15 protein-coding genes are annotated in these 16,151 nt (G+C 50.3%); 11 read left to right on the forward strand and 4 right to left on the reverse strand.

Annotated elements, in window-relative coordinates; genetic code table 11:
* Positions 1-9: 9 nt before the first annotated feature.
* Positions 10-1,158, forward strand: coding sequence for a hypothetical protein (locus NST29_RS04375; protein WP_033023472.1), 1,149 nt, complete (start codon positions 10-12; stop codon positions 1,156-1,158).
* A gap of 153 nt (positions 1,159-1,311) precedes the next feature.
* Here the strand turns inward: NST29_RS04375 and NST29_RS04380 are convergent, their stop codons facing one another.
* Positions 1,312-2,835, reverse strand: a complete 1,524-nt coding sequence (locus tag NST29_RS04380; protein WP_033844327.1) for a response regulator transcription factor — start codon at positions 2,833-2,835, stop codon at positions 1,312-1,314.
* 313 nt (positions 2,836-3,148) lie between these two features.
* Here NST29_RS04380 and NST29_RS04385 point away from each other — a divergent pair, with 313 nt between their 5' ends.
* The 4 genes from NST29_RS04385 (at position 3,149) to NST29_RS04400 (ending at position 7,663) form a co-directional block, all read left to right on the forward strand.
* Positions 3,149-3,661 (forward strand): molybdenum cofactor biosynthesis protein B, encoded by a 513-nt coding sequence (locus NST29_RS04385; RefSeq protein ID WP_033023473.1) that lies wholly within the window; start codon positions 3,149-3,151, stop codon positions 3,659-3,661.
* Positions 3,662-4,084: 423 nt separating this feature from the next.
* The gene (locus tag NST29_RS04390; protein ID WP_033023476.1) at positions 4,085-5,287 is read left to right on the forward strand and encodes an MFS transporter; all 1,203 of its coding nucleotides are present in this window, start codon (positions 4,085-4,087) and stop codon (positions 5,285-5,287) included.
* Positions 5,288-5,335: 48 nt separating this feature from the next.
* On the forward strand, positions 5,336-6,532 hold the full coding sequence (locus tag NST29_RS04395; protein ID WP_033023478.1) for an ATP-grasp domain-containing protein: 1,197 nt from the start codon (positions 5,336-5,338) through the stop codon (positions 6,530-6,532).
* Positions 6,533-6,556: 24 nt separating this feature from the next.
* Positions 6,557-7,663 carry an ArsR family transcriptional regulator gene (locus NST29_RS04400; protein ID WP_033023480.1) on the forward strand — a complete coding sequence of 369 codons (1,107 nt, stop codon included), beginning with the start codon at positions 6,557-6,559 and terminating at the stop codon, positions 7,661-7,663.
* A 43-nt stretch (positions 7,664-7,706) separates the two neighbouring features.
* Here the strand turns inward: NST29_RS04400 and NST29_RS04405 are convergent, their stop codons facing one another.
* Positions 7,707-9,365, reverse strand: coding sequence for an AMP-binding protein (locus NST29_RS04405; protein ID WP_033023481.1), 1,659 nt, complete (start codon positions 9,363-9,365; stop codon positions 7,707-7,709).
* A 199-nt stretch (positions 9,366-9,564) separates the two neighbouring features.
* Entirely contained in the window at positions 9,565-9,900 is a 336-nt protein-coding gene (locus tag NST29_RS04410; RefSeq protein ID WP_033023482.1) for a hypothetical protein, read from the reverse strand.
* A 106-nt stretch (positions 9,901-10,006) separates the two neighbouring features.
* Here NST29_RS04410 and NST29_RS04415 point away from each other — a divergent pair, with 106 nt between their 5' ends.
* Genes NST29_RS04415 through argH form a run of 3 tightly spaced genes read left to right on the forward strand, consistent with a single transcriptional unit; the run spans position 10,007 to position 12,863 of the window.
* Positions 10,007-10,198, forward strand: a complete 192-nt coding sequence (locus tag NST29_RS04415; protein ID WP_061912416.1) for a hypothetical protein — start codon at positions 10,007-10,009, stop codon at positions 10,196-10,198.
* An 18-nt stretch (positions 10,199-10,216) separates the two neighbouring features.
* A complete protein-coding gene (locus tag NST29_RS04420) occupies positions 10,217-11,437 on the forward strand; it encodes an argininosuccinate synthase (protein ID WP_033019520.1) in 1,221 nt (406 codons plus the stop codon).
* Between the two features lie 49 nt (positions 11,438-11,486).
* A complete protein-coding gene (gene argH, locus NST29_RS04425) occupies positions 11,487-12,863 on the forward strand; it encodes an argininosuccinate lyase (RefSeq protein WP_033019518.1) in 1,377 nt (458 codons plus the stop codon).
* A 454-nt stretch (positions 12,864-13,317) separates the two neighbouring features.
* Here the strand turns inward: argH and NST29_RS04430 are convergent, their stop codons facing one another.
* The gene (locus tag NST29_RS04430) at positions 13,318-13,764 is read right to left on the reverse strand and encodes a universal stress protein (protein WP_033019516.1); all 447 of its coding nucleotides are present in this window, start codon (positions 13,762-13,764) and stop codon (positions 13,318-13,320) included.
* Positions 13,765-13,877: 113 nt separating this feature from the next.
* Between NST29_RS04430 and NST29_RS04435 the strand changes: the two genes are divergently transcribed.
* From NST29_RS04435 to ald, 3 genes are all read left to right on the forward strand, one after another.
* Entirely contained in the window at positions 13,878-14,018 is a 141-nt protein-coding gene (locus NST29_RS04435) for a hypothetical protein (RefSeq protein WP_165570922.1), read from the forward strand.
* 94 nt (positions 14,019-14,112) lie between these two features.
* Positions 14,113-14,877: an SDR family oxidoreductase gene (locus NST29_RS04440; protein WP_339232760.1), complete on the forward strand. Its 765-nt coding sequence runs from the start codon at positions 14,113-14,115 to the stop codon at positions 14,875-14,877.
* An 85-nt stretch (positions 14,878-14,962) separates the two neighbouring features.
* On the forward strand, positions 14,963-16,081 hold the full coding sequence (gene ald, locus NST29_RS04445; protein WP_033019507.1) for an alanine dehydrogenase: 1,119 nt from the start codon (positions 14,963-14,965) through the stop codon (positions 16,079-16,081).
* Positions 16,082-16,151 lie beyond the last annotated feature (70 nt).

Here is a 16,151-nt window from a genome sequence, read left to right on the forward strand (position 1 = left end):
GGGATGCAAATGAAGGCAAGCAAATGGTGGAAAACCGCGCTTCTCGCTTTGGCGCTTTTTCTCTGCCTACCGCTTGGCGGGGCGCGTTCGCTCGCTGTGAGTGAAGAACAGGGATTTGTCATTCATGCCGATAAAGTGGTGGGCCTCTTGGACTTAGGTGGCATTGTTCTTGGGTCGCCGAAAGTGATCGTCGGCAAACTTCCCATTGCTTTCATCCAAACCGACATCAGCGGATTATCTATGGAACGGGCCATCGACACGCCGCAAGGAACGATTCGATTGTCCATTCAGTCGAAAGGAACGGCGCAAGCCAATTGGATGAAACTGGATGTAACGAAATTAAAGTTTGGCGGTCTTTGCTTCGACGGCTTCCCGATTAAGCAATGTTTGAAAGACGTCACATTGGTGGCGACGAAAATGACGGCTTCGCGCCTCGCCCTTCCTGATATGTCGCTGTCAGCCTCGTTTTCCGGCGCCTCGATGATGCAAGCGGAGCGAAGCGCACTCGAACAAACGGATCTCGCCCAAGAAGCCGAACGGCTCGTTTGGCAGCTTGATGAGCAAAAGCAAGGAACCGACAGCGCTGCCTACATGGTAAAGACGCTGCAGACGGATATCCCTACGCTTAGGAAGCGGGTTGAGTCGAGGACGGACGAATGGACGGCGATGGAAGAAAAACAAACCGCCGTTTCCGCTTCCCTCCAATCGCTTGAACAAGCTATGGCGGGAGAGCAGAGAGCCGGGAGTGAAGAACAAAGACAATATGAAGCGGTGGTGATGCGCTTTCAAGAGTGGAAACAAATGCTCGAACAGCAAAGCGCTGCTCTTAGTGAAGACGTAGGAAAATGGAATGAACAAGATGGGTTATGGGAAAAAGCCGCTTCATACGTCGCAAAGCGACTGCGGCTTGGGGAACAATCGAACGCGATGAACATTCTTTCGGCTTTGCGCTCATCGCTCGACGACATGAAACAGCAGCTCGACAAAGAGAGAAAAGCCCTAGCCGCTTGGAGCCAAACGGTGACCGAGTTCGAGAAGCGACTCAATGCGGTTGAGGAATGGGTGAAACGGAAACCGGCCACCCGGGAGGAGCGCGCAGCTGGGCGTTCCGACGTACCGCTTTCTTCGCCGAAAACAGATGGTGAAGTGACTCCATAGAAGAAGAAGGTGTCCCGGAAGGAGCGGGACACCTTGTTTCATCAATATAGGCCATATCCGTTTGAATGTACGATGGGGATTGCCCCTGTCTTGAAGACGGATCGAAACGGGGCCGTAGGGAGTTCGTCACGCGTCTAAGGTGCCGCCGTTGCCTTAAATGATTCCGTCGCGGATGGCCTTGACGATGGCTTCCGTCCGGTTTTTGGCGTTCATTTTTTGCAAAATCGCCGACACGTAGTCGCGCACCGTATACTCGCTCAAATGAAGACGTTTCGCCGCTTCATAGGTCGACGCCCCTTCGGCGACCAGTTTCAATACTTCGATTTCTCGCGGCGATAAGTGCGGGGTCGGTTGCACAAGCTCTGGGCGGCCGCCGCTGCATTTAGCTAAAATTTCCCCCGCGCTTTGGCCGAATTTCATTACCGCTGTGTAGAGGCCATTGGACAATTGAAAAGCGGTCTTCGGACCACAATCCAAAATGGCAGCACCGATGAGCCGATTTTCCGAGGGGGCATACATCGGGGCAATGACGATTGACTCAAGTTGAAACTGCTGAACGTATTTCATCGGCAATCCTTGTTCCGCATGGCGGACGTAAATCGGTGGTACGTTTGTCATTTGGCGACCGAGCAGCTGTAGTCGTTGAATGTATTGTTTAATGAAAGGAAGATGATCAATGTGTTCATGAATGCTTTTGATTTCATGATTATCAAGCTGATAGCCGTACAGTCCGAATCCGCTTTCATGAATGCTGGAATAGGCGAACAGCGCACATCGTTCAAATGGCAAGTAGGCGACAAACCCGGTTGAAATGTATTCAATGGCTTGATGCAGCGTTTTGGCTCGCATGATCCATTGGTCAAACAACAACACCGCGTCTTTCCAAAGCTGTTGCTCTTTCGTACGGATGGAAACCTTTTGAGCAGCATGAAACTGTTCGAGAGCGTGAAGCAGAAATGGAATGACGAACCGATCTTCCCCTTCGGTACAAACAAGCAAAAGATCGTCCCCCCATGGGAGTGGGATCAATCGCGTTTCGCTGACATCCATGTGGCAAAGAATGCGTTCACATAAGGCGAAAATCGTCTCTCCGCACACCGTGTTGTCGATAAGGGCATCAGCCACGCTTCCATACCATTTGGCGACGATGAAGCCGCCGTCGGCTGTTCTGGCCAGTTGGGCAATCCATGTGATCGGCAGCTGCTTGGATGAAACGGTTTGCTCAAGAAACTGCTCTAAATCGAACTCCGCACAATCAGGAGCGGTAACGGACTCATGAAGTTTCAAAAAAACGTACTGAATGGCTTGATGAACGCGAAAGTCCATAACGTCCCCCGACTGAATGACTTCGTGAGCTGCGTTTTCCATCATCGATAAAATGACGGTCGACTGGTTGGACGACAGCTTCCCGTTTCGTTTTTCCCATTCGCGGCGAAACGTCGCTAGCCATTCGGCGATATCACTTATCGGATGGTCCCATTGTGAAGAGAACGCCTCAATGGCAAGTCGCAAGGGGTGGGCGGCGGCGTGCAAGGGGTGGGCGGCGGCGTGCTGCTTGTCCTCCAGTTCCTCGCATTTGTCTAGCCAGGCTGAAAGAATGCTCTCGCGGTGATGTTCGAGCGTATTCCACCCTTCTTTCAAAATGGCATCCAATCGGTTTGAAAGGCGCAAGTTCATTCGGTTCCCCTCCTTAACTGGTTTCGGATAGGTTTTGCCTTGTTTTTGGTTTGAAAGATGAAATCGCTCTTTCTTGTCTATCCATCGTTTCGGACAAAACCAGGCTTGTTGGTCGAATAGGTCCGTGTCTGGAGAGAAAAACGGGTTCAATCATTTTGGCGATAAGAGAAATGGTTGTGGAGTGCCCCTTTTATTAAAACGTTCTTTATTAATAATATTATAACAATTCTGTCTATTATAATACAAATGGTTTGTCAATCGTATCTCTGTTGTGTACGATAGAGGCAAAGAAAGGAAAGGGGATTGCGAACGGATGAGCACGACCGAACATAAACGAGAAGCCCCGAAAACCGTCCGCTGCAAAGTCATCACCGTCAGCGACACGCGAACTGAGGAAACCGACCGGAGCGGCCGGCTGATGATCGAGCTGCTGACTGAGGCCGGTCATGACGTTGTTGGCTATGAAATTGTAAAAGACGAGGAAGCGGCCATTCGCGCGGCGGTGCTCGACGGCTGCCGCCGCCTTGATGTCGACGCGGTGCTCACCAACGGCGGCACCGGCATCGCCAAGCGCGATGTGACGATCGAAACGGTGAGCGCGCTGCTGGAGAAAGAACTCGTCGGCTTTGGCGAGCTGTTCCGCTTCCTCAGCTACACCGAAGACATTGGCGCCGCCGCCATGCTGTCGCGCGCCGTCGCCGGCGTGGCGATGGACACCGCCATCTTTTGCACCCCCGGCTCCACCGGAGCGGTACGCCTAGCGATGACGAAACTCATTTTGCCGGAACTCGGGCATGTTATAAGAGAGATTCGGAAAGACCGGTGAGGGAAATGAAGGTGTCTCCGCAACAACGGGACACCTTTTTCATGTATATCGCTATGTAACACTTCCATTTTCGTAGTGTAAGATGGTCCCCTCCCTATGTTCGGATTGTATTCCTTATCCAGTCAACATGAAGAGTGAGTCTCCCTATGATCCTGTGCACCCTAAGGAGGCGGTGACGTAATGCATCCTGCCGCTTTCAGGCATCATTTCCCAAATAGAACCACCTGTTCACATCGACCTTTTTTCAAATGTTTACTCATCGATCAAAGATAACATCTGTCTTTCACTGGCCTTATAGAGTGAATCTCACATACATCTTATTTTCGTCAGTTGACAAAAAAATCGATTGGTAGTACTATTTTTCATGAAATTACACAATTGCGCAATTACACAATTATAAAATTAAGTAAGAGAGGGGTACATATGTTTCCTAAGGTGAATGAGGGAATTTTAACTTTTGGCATCAGGGTGTTCAATTCCATTGGCTTTTTTGTGTATGTTCCGCTGCTTTCATTATGGCTAGTGAAAATGAAAGACCTCGATATTACTGAAACCAGTTTCATCATGGCGGCGTTTACATTTGTATCGAAGGCAGGGAATATGTTGGTTGGGGGAATTGTCGACAAGTTTGGGATTAAGAACAGTCTGGTCATTGGACTCTGGGGAGCGGCCCTGTTGTTAACGATGTTAACAATCGTTAATTCTTATCCATTGCTATTTTTGATCGCATTGGTATTGGGCATCTCGACTTCGCTTTACAATGTAAGTTTGAAAACACATATTTCCTTATTACAGGAAAATGAGAGACTGCGAGCGTTTGCCTTATTAAACATCGCTGTTAACGTTGGCGCTTCCATTGGTCCTTTTCTAGGCGGGTGGTTATTGGATTGGAATTCTTCTAGTACGATCATGGCGGCAATCGTTTGTTATGTTTTGGCTGGGGGGATTTCGTTGTTGTTGCCCCGCATCACCAGCGAGGATGCGGAGAAGGGAATCAATATCGTACAATTCGTTAAAAACAGCAGATCGGACCCGCATTTCTTTATCTTTATAAGATTTATTGCTTTTTCAGGGTTATTTTGGTTTTTGTACACACAACTATTTACAACTTTCCCTGTTGTCGTTTCTCAACATTTTTCAGGAAAAACGATTGGGTTGTTTTTTACCGTGAACGCGATGACGATTATTGTTTTTCAAGGTTTCTATCCAAAAATACAGCCAAAATGGAAAATGGAGTATTGGTACGCGCTGGCCTTGGTGCTCATCGTTGCTTCTTATTTCTTGTTGTGGATTTCCCATCATTTTTGGATCATCTTTGTTAGCGTGGTTTTGTTCAGCATGGCTGAAATCATTTGGGTTCCTATGATTGATCATCAGCTCATAGAAAAAAAGGGAATGTTAAGTTCTTCATGGGCCTTCGGAATATCCGGTGTACTTTGGGGAGTATGGGAATCGATCGGTGGATTCGTTGGTTTGAATTTGTATCAGTACGTCGGACAGCAAACCTTTTTTTACTTAGCCATCATAGGCATTGTGATTTTGGGCGGTTATTTGTTTCGCCTGCTATATAGAAACATGTCTTTCTTCACAAGTAAAAATCAAGTAGGGAGAAAGGACTGGAGATAATGGATTTGTTATTTGTTGAGACAAATACAACGGAATGGGGGATTGTATATGGATAAATATATCATCATTTTAGGGGCAAGCCGTTATGGAGCAGAAGCAGCGTTTCAATGTGGACTCAAACCTATTATTGTGACAGATCGGCACTCAAGCATTGATAAGGAAATAGCGCAGCTGACTGAGGCCGTATTTTATGTTCGTGATATTGCGGAGAAAACAGAGGTGTTTTACGCTGTAGAGAAAATCATGAGTTTCTATCAGACCGTAGAGCTTGTCGTAAGTTTTACAGAATTAGGGTTAGAGACAGCTGCTTATATTAGTGAAAGGATGAAATTACCAACCAATTCGCTTGAAACGGTGGTAAATACGAGGGATAAAGGAAGGATGCGTCGGATTTTGTCGAAAGATCCAGAATTGCGATTAGACGTTGTAAGTGGTAAGGGATCTGCTCTTCCTAAACAGTTTCCGTATTCAAGGCCAGCCATCATCAAACCGCTTGACGGATTTGGAAGTAAAGCGGTCGATTATATTTCCAATCAACAGGAGTGGGAAAAATGGTTAAAGAGAAATCAAGACCATTCTCACGAGTGGATTTTGGAGCCTTATATTGACGGTCCGGAATATAGTGTGGAGACGGTATCTTGGAGAGGAACGCACTTTATTTTAGGAATCACCGAAAAACAAACGACTGGGAAACCTCACTTTATTGAGACTGGGCATATGGTGCCAGCGAGACTGGGACAACAGGAAGTCGAGCGGATTGAACAAGTAGTGATGAAAGCGTTACATTTGTTGAATGTTCAGTATGGACCGGGGCATATTGAGATTAAATGGGATGTGGAAGAGGACAGGCCCGTGGTAATTGAAATGCACACGAGACCAGGAGGTGATTTTATCCCTTATTTACATCAATTAACCTCTGGTTTCAACCAGTATGAGCTAGGTATTTTATCCTATATGAACGAGATGCCACCTGTTGAAAAACCGATTTATCAAAAGGCAAGCCTTGTTAAGTTTTTGATGTTTCCAGAAGGGGTGTTGCGACAACTTTCTCTTGGTACAGAGGTCAATCGAGAATATATTCAAGATTGGGCCATCTATTATCGAGTCGGGGATCGGATAAGGAAAACGGTGGACTCGTATACTCGCTCGGGCCATGTTATTGTTTGCTCATCAACAGTTGAAGAATGCCAACGGTTATGCGACAATTTTGTTGATCAGTTGAAGTGTGAAATTGTTCATGAATAAAAAACAGAAGGCATGGGATGTCGAATGGCTGTATACACAATAGAGGAAGTCAACCATCGTTGTAAAGTTGAACTCTCGATCTCGTCCTTATTTGAAATGATGGCGTGTTTAAGAAAGTGCTACATTTCATCGGGAAAAATGGATGGTGCCCCTCCTTTTCCTGTTGCTCGTTTTGAGGAGTTTTTTCGCGAAAATGCATCGTTGCTGCAGAAGTTTTACGGTCGGTATGAGTACGGAGCACAGCTCGCCGAATTTTTGGTTGATTTGCCTGCTCCTCATACCTTTTCTCAACTCATGGCGTATATCGATCGCGTGTCTCGATATGAGTTTTTGTATTATTTATTTGGTCGATACTTGTCTGAAAAAGAGATCGAGATGTATCTGACGCAATTTGCTTCTCCGTTCGATGACATTCGCTCAAAAATCACGTCGTTGGGTGGGGTTGTGAATGATGAACAGTTGGAATTTGCACAGAACTATGAGCAATATTTGCAGGAGTTAACTTCTCTTTGGGAACGTTTTTATCAGCAATGTTACGCTCATATTGAATCGATCCTGTCCCCTCTCTGGGATCAAGCGAATGAACGATTGAGAGCGGAACTCAGGCAGTCTGGGATTGATAAAATAGTTCGAAAATTATTGTACGATTATCCAATCCCGGAACAGTTTCCAACAAAAGAAACAAAGTTGATCAAATTGTATCCATCCTATTTTGTGTCACCGAAATTTATTATCGTTTGGGGACTTGGTGAACTTCATATTGTTTATGATATCAAGCATTATCTAGACGGGAAAGAGATTTCTTTCAACGAACAGCGGCTGGAGATCCGATACGATGAGAGACAGCTGCAGTATGTTGCTGATATTGCGAAATCATTGTCTGAAATTGTTCGGGTGAAAATATTGTCATTGATTGCGAATGAAGAAAAAATAAGGTCACAAGAGATGGCCAATCAGTTAAATATTACCGTTCCTACTGTTTCACGACATTTAAACATCCTGAAACAATCCAATCTGATCATAGAGCGAAAAGAAAACGGTTATCACCTCTATGAGATCAACGAAAAGGAAGTGAGGAGCTATTGCTCCGCTGTAAAGAAAATTTTGGGCATCGAAAACGATGAGAGATAACGGCCAAGAGGATGCTCCGTTGCCGGGGCATCCTCTTGGTCGGTTAGGCCTTGATGGACTTTTCCCTTTCTTGATTGCGAAGGATGAAGCGTTGGATTTTGCCGCTTGGCGTTTTCGGGAGTTCGGCGACAAATTCGACTTCGCGCGGGTATTCATGTTTAGATAAGCGCGTTTTGACGAACAAAGACAGCTCTTCGGCCAGCTCGTCCGACGGCGCAAAGCCTTCTTTCAGCACGACAAACGCTTTGACGATCTCTCCTTTGATGGGATCCGGCTTCCCGACGGCGGCCGCTTCGACGACGGCCGGATGCTCAAGGAGGCAGCTTTCGATTTCAAATGGTCCGATGCGGTAGCCGGCGCTTGAAATGATGTCATCCGCCCGCCCTTGAAACCAGAAATACCCGTCTTCGTCTTTGGTTGCTAAATCGCCGGTCAAAAACCAATGGCGGACAAGCCGTTCGGCTGTTTTTTCAGGATCTTTCCAATACCCCTTAAAGACGTTTGGAATCGAGTTGGTGTTAAAGGCAATTTGTCCGACTTCGCCGTCGGCGACCGGACGCCCATTCTCGTCGAGCAAGGCGATGTCAAAGCCCGGAAGCGGCCATCCCATCGAGCCTAGACGGATGTCCATCGCGGCGGCGTTGAGGTTTCCAATCAGCATCAACGTTTCCGATAAGCCATAATGGTCGTGGATCGTGACCCCCACGTGCTCTTGGAAAAAGCGAATGACTTCCGGATTGAGCGGTTCGCCGGCTGAGCTCATGGCGCGCACGTTCAGCTGATAGCGGCGAATGACGTTCGCGCCGGCCGCCGCCATCGCTCGGTACGCGGTCGGGGCGGACGCGAAATTGGTCACCCGGTATTTTTCCATCAAGGAATAGCACGTTTCCGGTTGAAACGGCCCTTCATAAAAGACGATCGGCACGCCGAACGCCATCGGCGCAAAGGTGCAAAAGATCAACCCGTACGCCCAGCCTGGATCCGCCCCGCCGAAAAAGACATCCTCATCGCGCAGGCCGATCGCATAGCGCATATATGGATAAATGTTGATGAGCACGTTGTGCGACCACATGGCGCCTTTGGGCATTCCTGTGGAGCCGGACGTATACTGAATCGCAAGCAGATCGTCGACCGTCGTTTCTTCGATCGAATGCTCAGTTGACTCTTTTGAAAGCGTTTTCCAAAACAGCTGGTCTTGATCATGAGACGGCTCATCAATGACAAAAATGTGTTCGAGCGTCGGCATTTTTTCCTTTTCCGGCAGTTTGGCGCGCTGTTCGTTGTTCGTCAAGAGGACTTTCGCCTCGGAATGGTTGATGCGATATTCGATTGCCTGCGGACCAAACGCGGTAAAGAGCGGCACATATACGGCGCCGACTTTCCAAGCCGCCAAAATGTAGATGACAAGAGCCGGGTTTTTCGGCATGAGCGCGCAGACGCGATCCCCTTTTTTCACTCCGAGTTTGCGGAACACGTTCGCCATTTGGTTGGACCAATCGCGCAATTGCCGATAAGTGATCGTTTTTTGCTCTCCTAAAGCGTTTTCATAAACGAGCGCAATGCGGTTCGGATCCTTGGCATACCGGTCGCATACTTCATGAGCGGCGTTGAACCCGCTGCGGGAGTCCCAGTCGTAATGAGCAAATGCATAATCCCAAGAAAACGATTGAATGATTGAAACAGGTGCTGGATGGTTGGTCATGTCTGATCCCCCTCATTCTGTTCGAAAAGTAGTTAAATTAATAATAATTAAAATAAAAATAAAATTCAATACATTGTTAAAGAACAGTGTTAGAGCAAGTAAATCTGTTTGTACACAGCACTGGTAAAGCAGATGGTCTCGAAAGTCCCGGCAACGACGGCAGGCGAGGCCATGGACAAAAAAGAGGCGGCCGGTTTCGTCAGCGTGTTTTGCTTTTTACCACCGCTGTCTTTTTAAAGGAAATCGTAGGACTGATCCGATACCAAATCCACAAATCATTAATGATGGAAGCGAGTTCGGCGATGTCGGCGTTGAGTTGGCACGAGCGCGCAAAATCGGCTTCGCGGCCAAGCGCGTCTTGCTTCTCATTGATTTGCCGCTCCAGCGTCGCGATGCGGTCAGGGATCAAGCCGCGGATCGCTTCCCACTCGAGCAAAATCGCCTCCTGTTCCTCGGCGCTGTAGTCGTCCCAATGTTTATCCAACTGCGGCACGCGGATGCCGAGTCGCTTGTCTTCGATGAAGATGTCCCTCATTCTCATATCCTCCTTTTCCTCTATTATACAAAACGTCTCCCTGGAAGGCTGGTGAAAAACGATTGTTTCTGTTGAGCAATGGGGGATCGTTTGAAAGGAGATCCTGATGCGACGAGGCTTTTCTATTGGAGAAACGGACTTGACAAGCGGCTTGCTCCCTTCAATCACCGGCCTCCTAGAGCACGGTGGAATTTTTATGCTTTTTCATGAATACGTATTGAAAAATGAGAAGAAAGCTGATAAAGTGATTAATGTATCCGGTTTGAATATTTATTTATATTTAAGTATATTTATGTGACGGGAGAGGAGAACGACCATGGCAAATCCAAAATTGGTGCTGGCCTATTCCGGCGGTTTAGATACATCGGTAGCGATTAAATGGCTGCAGGAGCGCGGGTATGATGTGATCGCGTGCTGCTTGGATCTTGGGGAAGGAAAAGATCTTGATTTCGTGAAAGAAAAAGCGCTCAAAGTCGGCGCGATCAAATCGTACGTCATCGATGTCAAAGACGAGTTTGCCAACGACTATGCGCTCATCGCTTTGCAGGCGAATGCGCTGTATGAAGGGAAATATCCGCTCGTCTCGGCGCTGTCGCGTCCGCTCATCGCGAAAAAACTCGTTGAAATCGCCGAGCTGGAAGGCGCCGTGGCGGTCGCCCACGGCTGCACGGGGAAAGGGAACGACCAAGTGCGCTTTGAAGTGTCGATCAAAGCGCTCAATCCGGATTTGGACGTCATCGCCCCCGTGCGCGAATGGAGCTGGTCGCGCGAGGAAGAAATCGAATACGCGAAAAAACACGGCGTTCCGATCCCGGTTGATCTGGACAGCCCGTTTTCGATCGACCAAAACTTATGGGGCCGCAGCAACGAATGCGGCATTTTGGAAGATCCGTGGGCCGCGCCGCCGGAAGAGGCGTACGAGCTGACGGCTTCGCTTGAGGACGCGCCGGATGTGCCGGATGTCATCGAGATCGGCTTTGAACAAGGCGTGCCGGTGACGTTAAACGGAAACGCGTACCCGCTTGCCCAATTGATTTTGGAACTGAACGCGCTCGCCGGCAAGCACGGCGTCGGCCGCATCGACCATGTTGAGAATCGCCTTGTCGGCATCAAGTCGCGCGAAGTGTACGAATGCCCGGGGGCGATCACGCTGATCAAAGCGCATAAAGAGCTGGAAGACTTGACGCTTGTGCGGGAAGTCGCCCATTTCAAACCGCTCATCGAGCAAAAAATCGCCGAAGTTATTTACAACGGCCTTTGGTTCTCGCCGCTCAAAGACGCGTTGGTTGCATTTTTGAAAGAAACGCAGAAAAACGTCACCGGCGTCGTGCGCGTGAAGTTGTTTAAAGGCCATGCGATCGTTGAAGGGCGCAAATCGCCGTTCTCGCTCTATGATGAAAAACTGGCGACGTACACGTCGGAAGATGAATTTGACCATCAAGCGGCGGTCGGCTTCATTTCGCTGTACGGCTTGCCGACCAAAGTCAACAGCATCGTGAACAAGCAAAACAAAGCGTCGGTGTCGACCGGCCAATAAACCATCGGGAATAGGAAGGAGGAAGTCGCATTCCTCTGCGGCGTGAGGCGTGAAAAAGCTTTGGGGTGGACGGTTTACGAAAACAGCGGAAGAATGGGTCGACGAGTTTGGTGCGTCGATCCCGTTCGACCAAGAGCTCGTCGAAGAAGATATTGAAGGCAGCCTCGCCCATGTGACGATGCTCGGCGAGTGCGGCATTCTGCCGGCGGACGACGTCGAAAAAATTAAAGGCGGGCTTTTGCGCCTGCTCGAAAAAGCGAAGCGTGGGGAGCTTGAGTTTTCCGTCGCGTATGAAGACATTCATTTAAACATTGAAAAAATGTTGATTGACGACATCGGCCCGGTCGGCGGCAAGCTGCACACCGGACGGAGCCGGAACGACCAAGTGGCGACCGATATGCATCTATATTTGCGCAAGCGCGTCGAAGAGATTCTCGGCCTCATCCGCGGGCTGCAGCGGGCGCTTGTGTCTCAAGCCGAGAAGCATGTCGAAACGATCATGCCGGGGTATACGCATTTGCAGCGGGCGCAGCCGATTTCGTTCGCCCATCATCTGCTGGCGTATGTTTGGATGTTGGAGCGCGATTATGAGCGGTTTTCCGAGTCGCAAAAGCGCATCAACAAGTCGCCGCTTGGCGCCGGGGCGCTCGCCGGCACGACGTTTCCGATCGACCGGCAGCGGACGGCCGAGCTTTTGGGCTTTGCCGATAGTTACGAAAACAGCTTGGACGCCGTGAGCGACCGCGATTTCATCATCGAATTTCTAAGCAACAGTTCGATGCTTATGATGCACTTGTCGCGGCTCGCTGAGGAGCTTATCCTTTGGTCAAGCCAAGAATTTCAATTCATTGAGCTCGATGACGCGTTCGCGACCGGCAGCAGCATCATGCCACAAAAGAAAAACCCGGACATGGCCGAGCTCATCCGCGGCAAAACGGGCCGCGTGTACGGCCACTTAATGGCCTTGTTGACGGTGATGAAAGGGCTGCCGCTTGCTTACAACAAAGATATGCAAGAGGATAAAGAAGGCATGTTTGATACGGTGAAGACGGTCATCGGGTCGCTGAAAATTTTCACCGGCATGATTGAAACGATGAACGTGCGCGCGGATGTGATGGAGCGGGCGACGAAACAAGACTTTTCGAACGCGACCGAGCTCGCCGACTACTTGGCCGCCAAAGGCGTGCCGTTCCGCGAAGCGCATGAGGTCGTCGGCAAGCTCGTCTTGCGCTGCATCGAACAAGGCGTCTTTTTGGCCGATTTGCCGCTTGAGGTATATAAGGAAGCATCGCCGCTGTTTGAGGAAGACATTTATGACGCCCTCAATCCGCGCACGGCCGTCAACCGCCGCAACAGCGCCGGCGGCACCGGGTTCGCGGAAGTGCTTGCCGCGCTTGAAAAAGCGAAAGAACGATTGGGAGGCTAACCGAAAAAGGTACTCTCCCCTTAAGAAAGACACAATTATCGTGTGGCAGAGAAACAGCTGGCTACTTATATAGCGATGAGGCAAGGGGGCTGACCGAAAAGGTGCTCTCCCTTCAAGAAAGATACAACCTATCGTGTGGCAGGGAAGCGGCTGTTGTTTATCGTAGCGATGAGAGAGGGTGTCCCGGTCCGTTCGGGACACCCCCGTTACATCGTGCATACCGCTTCCCGGCATCGTGTCTCAAATAGAAAAACGTTGCTACATTGCCCACATTTATTCATCGGTCAAAGGAAACCGCTGTTTTTCCCACCCTTCTCGAAGGCTAGTGATTTAAGGAAGCAGGCCGCTTCCCGACCTCGTTTCTCAAATCGAAAAGCTCTGCCGCACCAAGATCGCCTTTCGTACGCCCCCATTTCAAGAGAAACAACCATTTTTTCCATCCTTCTAGCGAACGTCACTCTTTTCGGGTTCTGACGACCAGCACATCGCATTTGGCATGACGGACGATGTTTTCCGACACGCTGCCGATTAAGAACCGCTCGACCGCGTTCAACCCGGTCGCACCGCAAATGATGAGGTCGGCTTTGTGTTTCGGGGCGACGTCCTTGGCGATTTTTACCTTCGGTGAACCGAACTCGATGTCCGTTTCGACATCGTTGAGCCCCGCGGCGACGGCTTCTTGTTTGTATCGTTCAAGCAGCTCGACCGCGTATTGTTCCGATCGTTTCGTGAAGGTGTAATCAGAAAAGCCCATGGCGGTGTAATCTTGCACATCAATCACATGGGACAAAATGAGCTTCGCCCCATTGCGCTTGGCGATTTGAATCGCTTTTTTTAACGCCCACTCCGCTTCTTTTGAGCCGTCAACGGCGACGACAATCGTGCGATACGTCATCGTCACGGTTCTTCCCTCCCTTTGGATAAAAATGTTATTTCTATAAATCGTATACCCGCCCGATGCCGGCGATAAACTAGGCCATATAGAACGATTGATGAACAAGGGAGGAAATCGACATGGAAAAGCGGAATAACGATTGGCTGTATGATGAGGAAGAAGTGCGGACGATCACCGAACAAATCACGGAATCATATGAGAGCGGCATGATTGACGATAACGAATCGTATTACGATCCGCGCCGGGAGGTCGGTGAATAGCCATAGCGCCAGCGAGCTATGGCTCTTTTTTTGTATTCGCTCCTGTTTATAAAGTAAAATGGAGGAAAGAGAATGGCGAAAAGGAGGAGAAACGGTGCGGCACGCCTTGATTACGGCCGGAGCGAAAGGGCTGGGGAGAAAAGTGACGGAGCTGCTCCTTGATAAAGGGTATTCGGTGACGGTGAACTACCGGAGCGATGAGCAGGCGGTGCGCTCGCTGGCCGAGAAGTACCGCAGCGCCGCTGACCGCCTCCAGTTTGTGCGCGGCGATGTGACAAACAAAGACGATTTGGCAGCGCTCGTTGACGCCGCCATGGAGCGGTTCGGCCGCATTGACTGTTTGATTAACAACGCGGGACCGTACATTTTCGAACGGAAAAAATTGGCCGATTATACAGAAGACGAATGGTATGAAATGATAGAAGGCAATTTGAGCGCGGTCTTCCACTTGGTAAGACGGACGATTCCGATTATGCGCCAGCAGCGGTTTGGCCGCATTATCACCTATGGGTTTCAAGGAGCGGCGGATGCGCCGGGGTGGGTGCACCGCTCGGCGTTCGGTGCGGCGAAAGTTGGATTGGTGTCGCTGACGAAAACGATCGCTCTCGAAGAGGCGGAATACGGCATCACCGCCAATATGGTCTGTCCAGGCAACATCGTCGGTGAGATGAAAGAAGCCGGGATCGCCGCTGCCCGTAACAAGCGCGATGCCGAAACGCCTATTGGGCGCCCGGGCACCGGCGAAGACATCGCCCGCGTCATCGCCTTTTTGTGCGAGGACAATTCTGATTTCATCACCGGCGCCGTCATTGACATCATCGGCGGGGCGAACGTCATTTACCGCCATTTTTTCCGGTGAGAACAGCGCCTCCTTTTTCGTTTGCTTTCGCGTGAAACGGGGCACAATAAAAGGAGAAACAGAAAGGAAAAAGGAGGAAAAAACGATGAAGATCGGCATTCCAAAAGAAATCAAAAACAATGAAAACCGCGTCGCCATCACCCCAGCTGGCGTGATGACGCTCGTCAAAGCCGGGCATGACGTGTATGTGGAGACAGAAGCGGGCGCAGGGTCGGGATTTTCCGATTCCGAGTATGAAAAAGCCGGGGCGGTGATTGTGCCAAACGCCGAGGATGCCTGGGCGGCGGAGATGGTGTTGAAGGTGAAGGAGCCGCTTGCCGAAGAGTTTCGTTATTTCCGGCCGGGGCTCATTTTGTTTACGTACTTGCATTTGGCGGCGGCCGAAGCGCTGACGAAAGCGCTCGTCGAGCAAAAGGTGGTCGGCATCGCCTATGAGACGGTGCAGCTTGCCAACGGCTCGCTGCCGCTGTTGACGCCGATGAGCGAGGTGGCGGGCCGCATGTCGGTGCAAGTCGGGGCCCAGTTTCTCGAAAAGCCGCACGGCGGGAAAGGCGTTTTGCTTGGCGGAGTGCCTGGAGTGCGGCGCGGCAAAGTGACGATCATCGGCGGCGGAACGGCGGGGACGAACGCGGCCAAAATCGCGGTCGGCCTTGGCGCGGACGTGACGATCTTGGACATTAACGCCGAGCGGCTGCGCGAGCTCGACGATTTGTTCGGCGATCAAGTCACGACGCTCATGTCCAACCCGTACCATATCGCTGAATGTGTGCGCGAGTCGGATTTGGTTGTCGGCGCTGTTCTCATCCCAGGGGCGAAAGCGCCGAAGCTCGTCACAGAAGAAATGGTGCGCTCGATGACGCTAGGCTCGGTGTTGGTCGATGTCGCCATTGACCAAGGCGGCATTTTTGAAACGACCGACCGCGTCACGACGCACGACGATCCGACCTATGTCAAGCACGGCGTCGTTCATTACGCGGTGGCGAACATGCCGGGCGCCGTCCCGCGCACGTCGACGTTCGCACTCACGAACGTCACGATTCCTTACGCTTTGCAAATCGCCAACAAAGGCTACCGCGCCGCTTGCCTCGACAATCCGGCGCTGGTAAAAGGGATCAATACGCTTGACGGGCACATCGTGTATGAAGCGGTGGCGGCGGCGCACAACATGCCGTATACGGACGTTCATTCGCTGCTGCGAGGTTGACGCTGCTAGACCCGCGGGCCGTGGGTCCGCTTGGCCCAAATGGTCGGTCAAACGCGGCTGGTTCGTTTGC

Origin of the sequence: Geobacillus sp. FSL W8-0026, assembly GCF_037966255.1 — a bacterium.
GTDB lineage: Bacteria > Bacillota > Bacilli > Bacillales > Anoxybacillaceae > Geobacillus > Geobacillus icigianus.

Excerpts from the sequence above, each read along its gene's own strand:
- NST29_RS04380 (WP_033844327.1), bottom strand. The coding sequence starts at position 2,835 with ATGAACTTGCGCCTTTCAAACCGATTGGATGCCATTTTGAAAGAAGGG.
- NST29_RS04420 (WP_033019520.1), top strand. The coding sequence starts at position 10,217 with ATGGCAAATCCAAAATTGGTGCTGGCCTATTCCGGCGGTTTAGATACA.
- NST29_RS04400 (WP_033023480.1), top strand. The coding sequence starts at position 6,557 with ATGGCTGTATACACAATAGAGGAAGTCAACCATCGTTGTAAAGTTGAA.
- NST29_RS04410 (WP_033023482.1), bottom strand. The coding sequence starts at position 9,900 with ATGAGGGACATCTTCATCGAAGACAAGCGACTCGGCATCCGCGTGCCG.
- NST29_RS04390 (WP_033023476.1), top strand. The coding sequence starts at position 4,085 with ATGTTTCCTAAGGTGAATGAGGGAATTTTAACTTTTGGCATCAGGGTG.
- NST29_RS04385 (WP_033023473.1), top strand. The coding sequence starts at position 3,149 with ATGAGCACGACCGAACATAAACGAGAAGCCCCGAAAACCGTCCGCTGC.
- NST29_RS04395 (WP_033023478.1), top strand. The coding sequence starts at position 5,336 with ATGGATAAATATATCATCATTTTAGGGGCAAGCCGTTATGGAGCAGAA.
- NST29_RS04405 (WP_033023481.1), bottom strand. The coding sequence starts at position 9,365 with ATGACCAACCATCCAGCACCTGTTTCAATCATTCAATCGTTTTCTTGG.
- ald (WP_033019507.1), top strand. The coding sequence starts at position 14,963 with ATGAAGATCGGCATTCCAAAAGAAATCAAAAACAATGAAAACCGCGTC.
- NST29_RS04375 (WP_033023472.1), top strand. The coding sequence starts at position 10 with ATGAAGGCAAGCAAATGGTGGAAAACCGCGCTTCTCGCTTTGGCGCTT.
- NST29_RS04435 (WP_165570922.1), top strand. The coding sequence starts at position 13,878 with ATGGAAAAGCGGAATAACGATTGGCTGTATGATGAGGAAGAAGTGCGG.
- NST29_RS04415 (WP_061912416.1), top strand. The coding sequence starts at position 10,007 with ATGCGACGAGGCTTTTCTATTGGAGAAACGGACTTGACAAGCGGCTTG.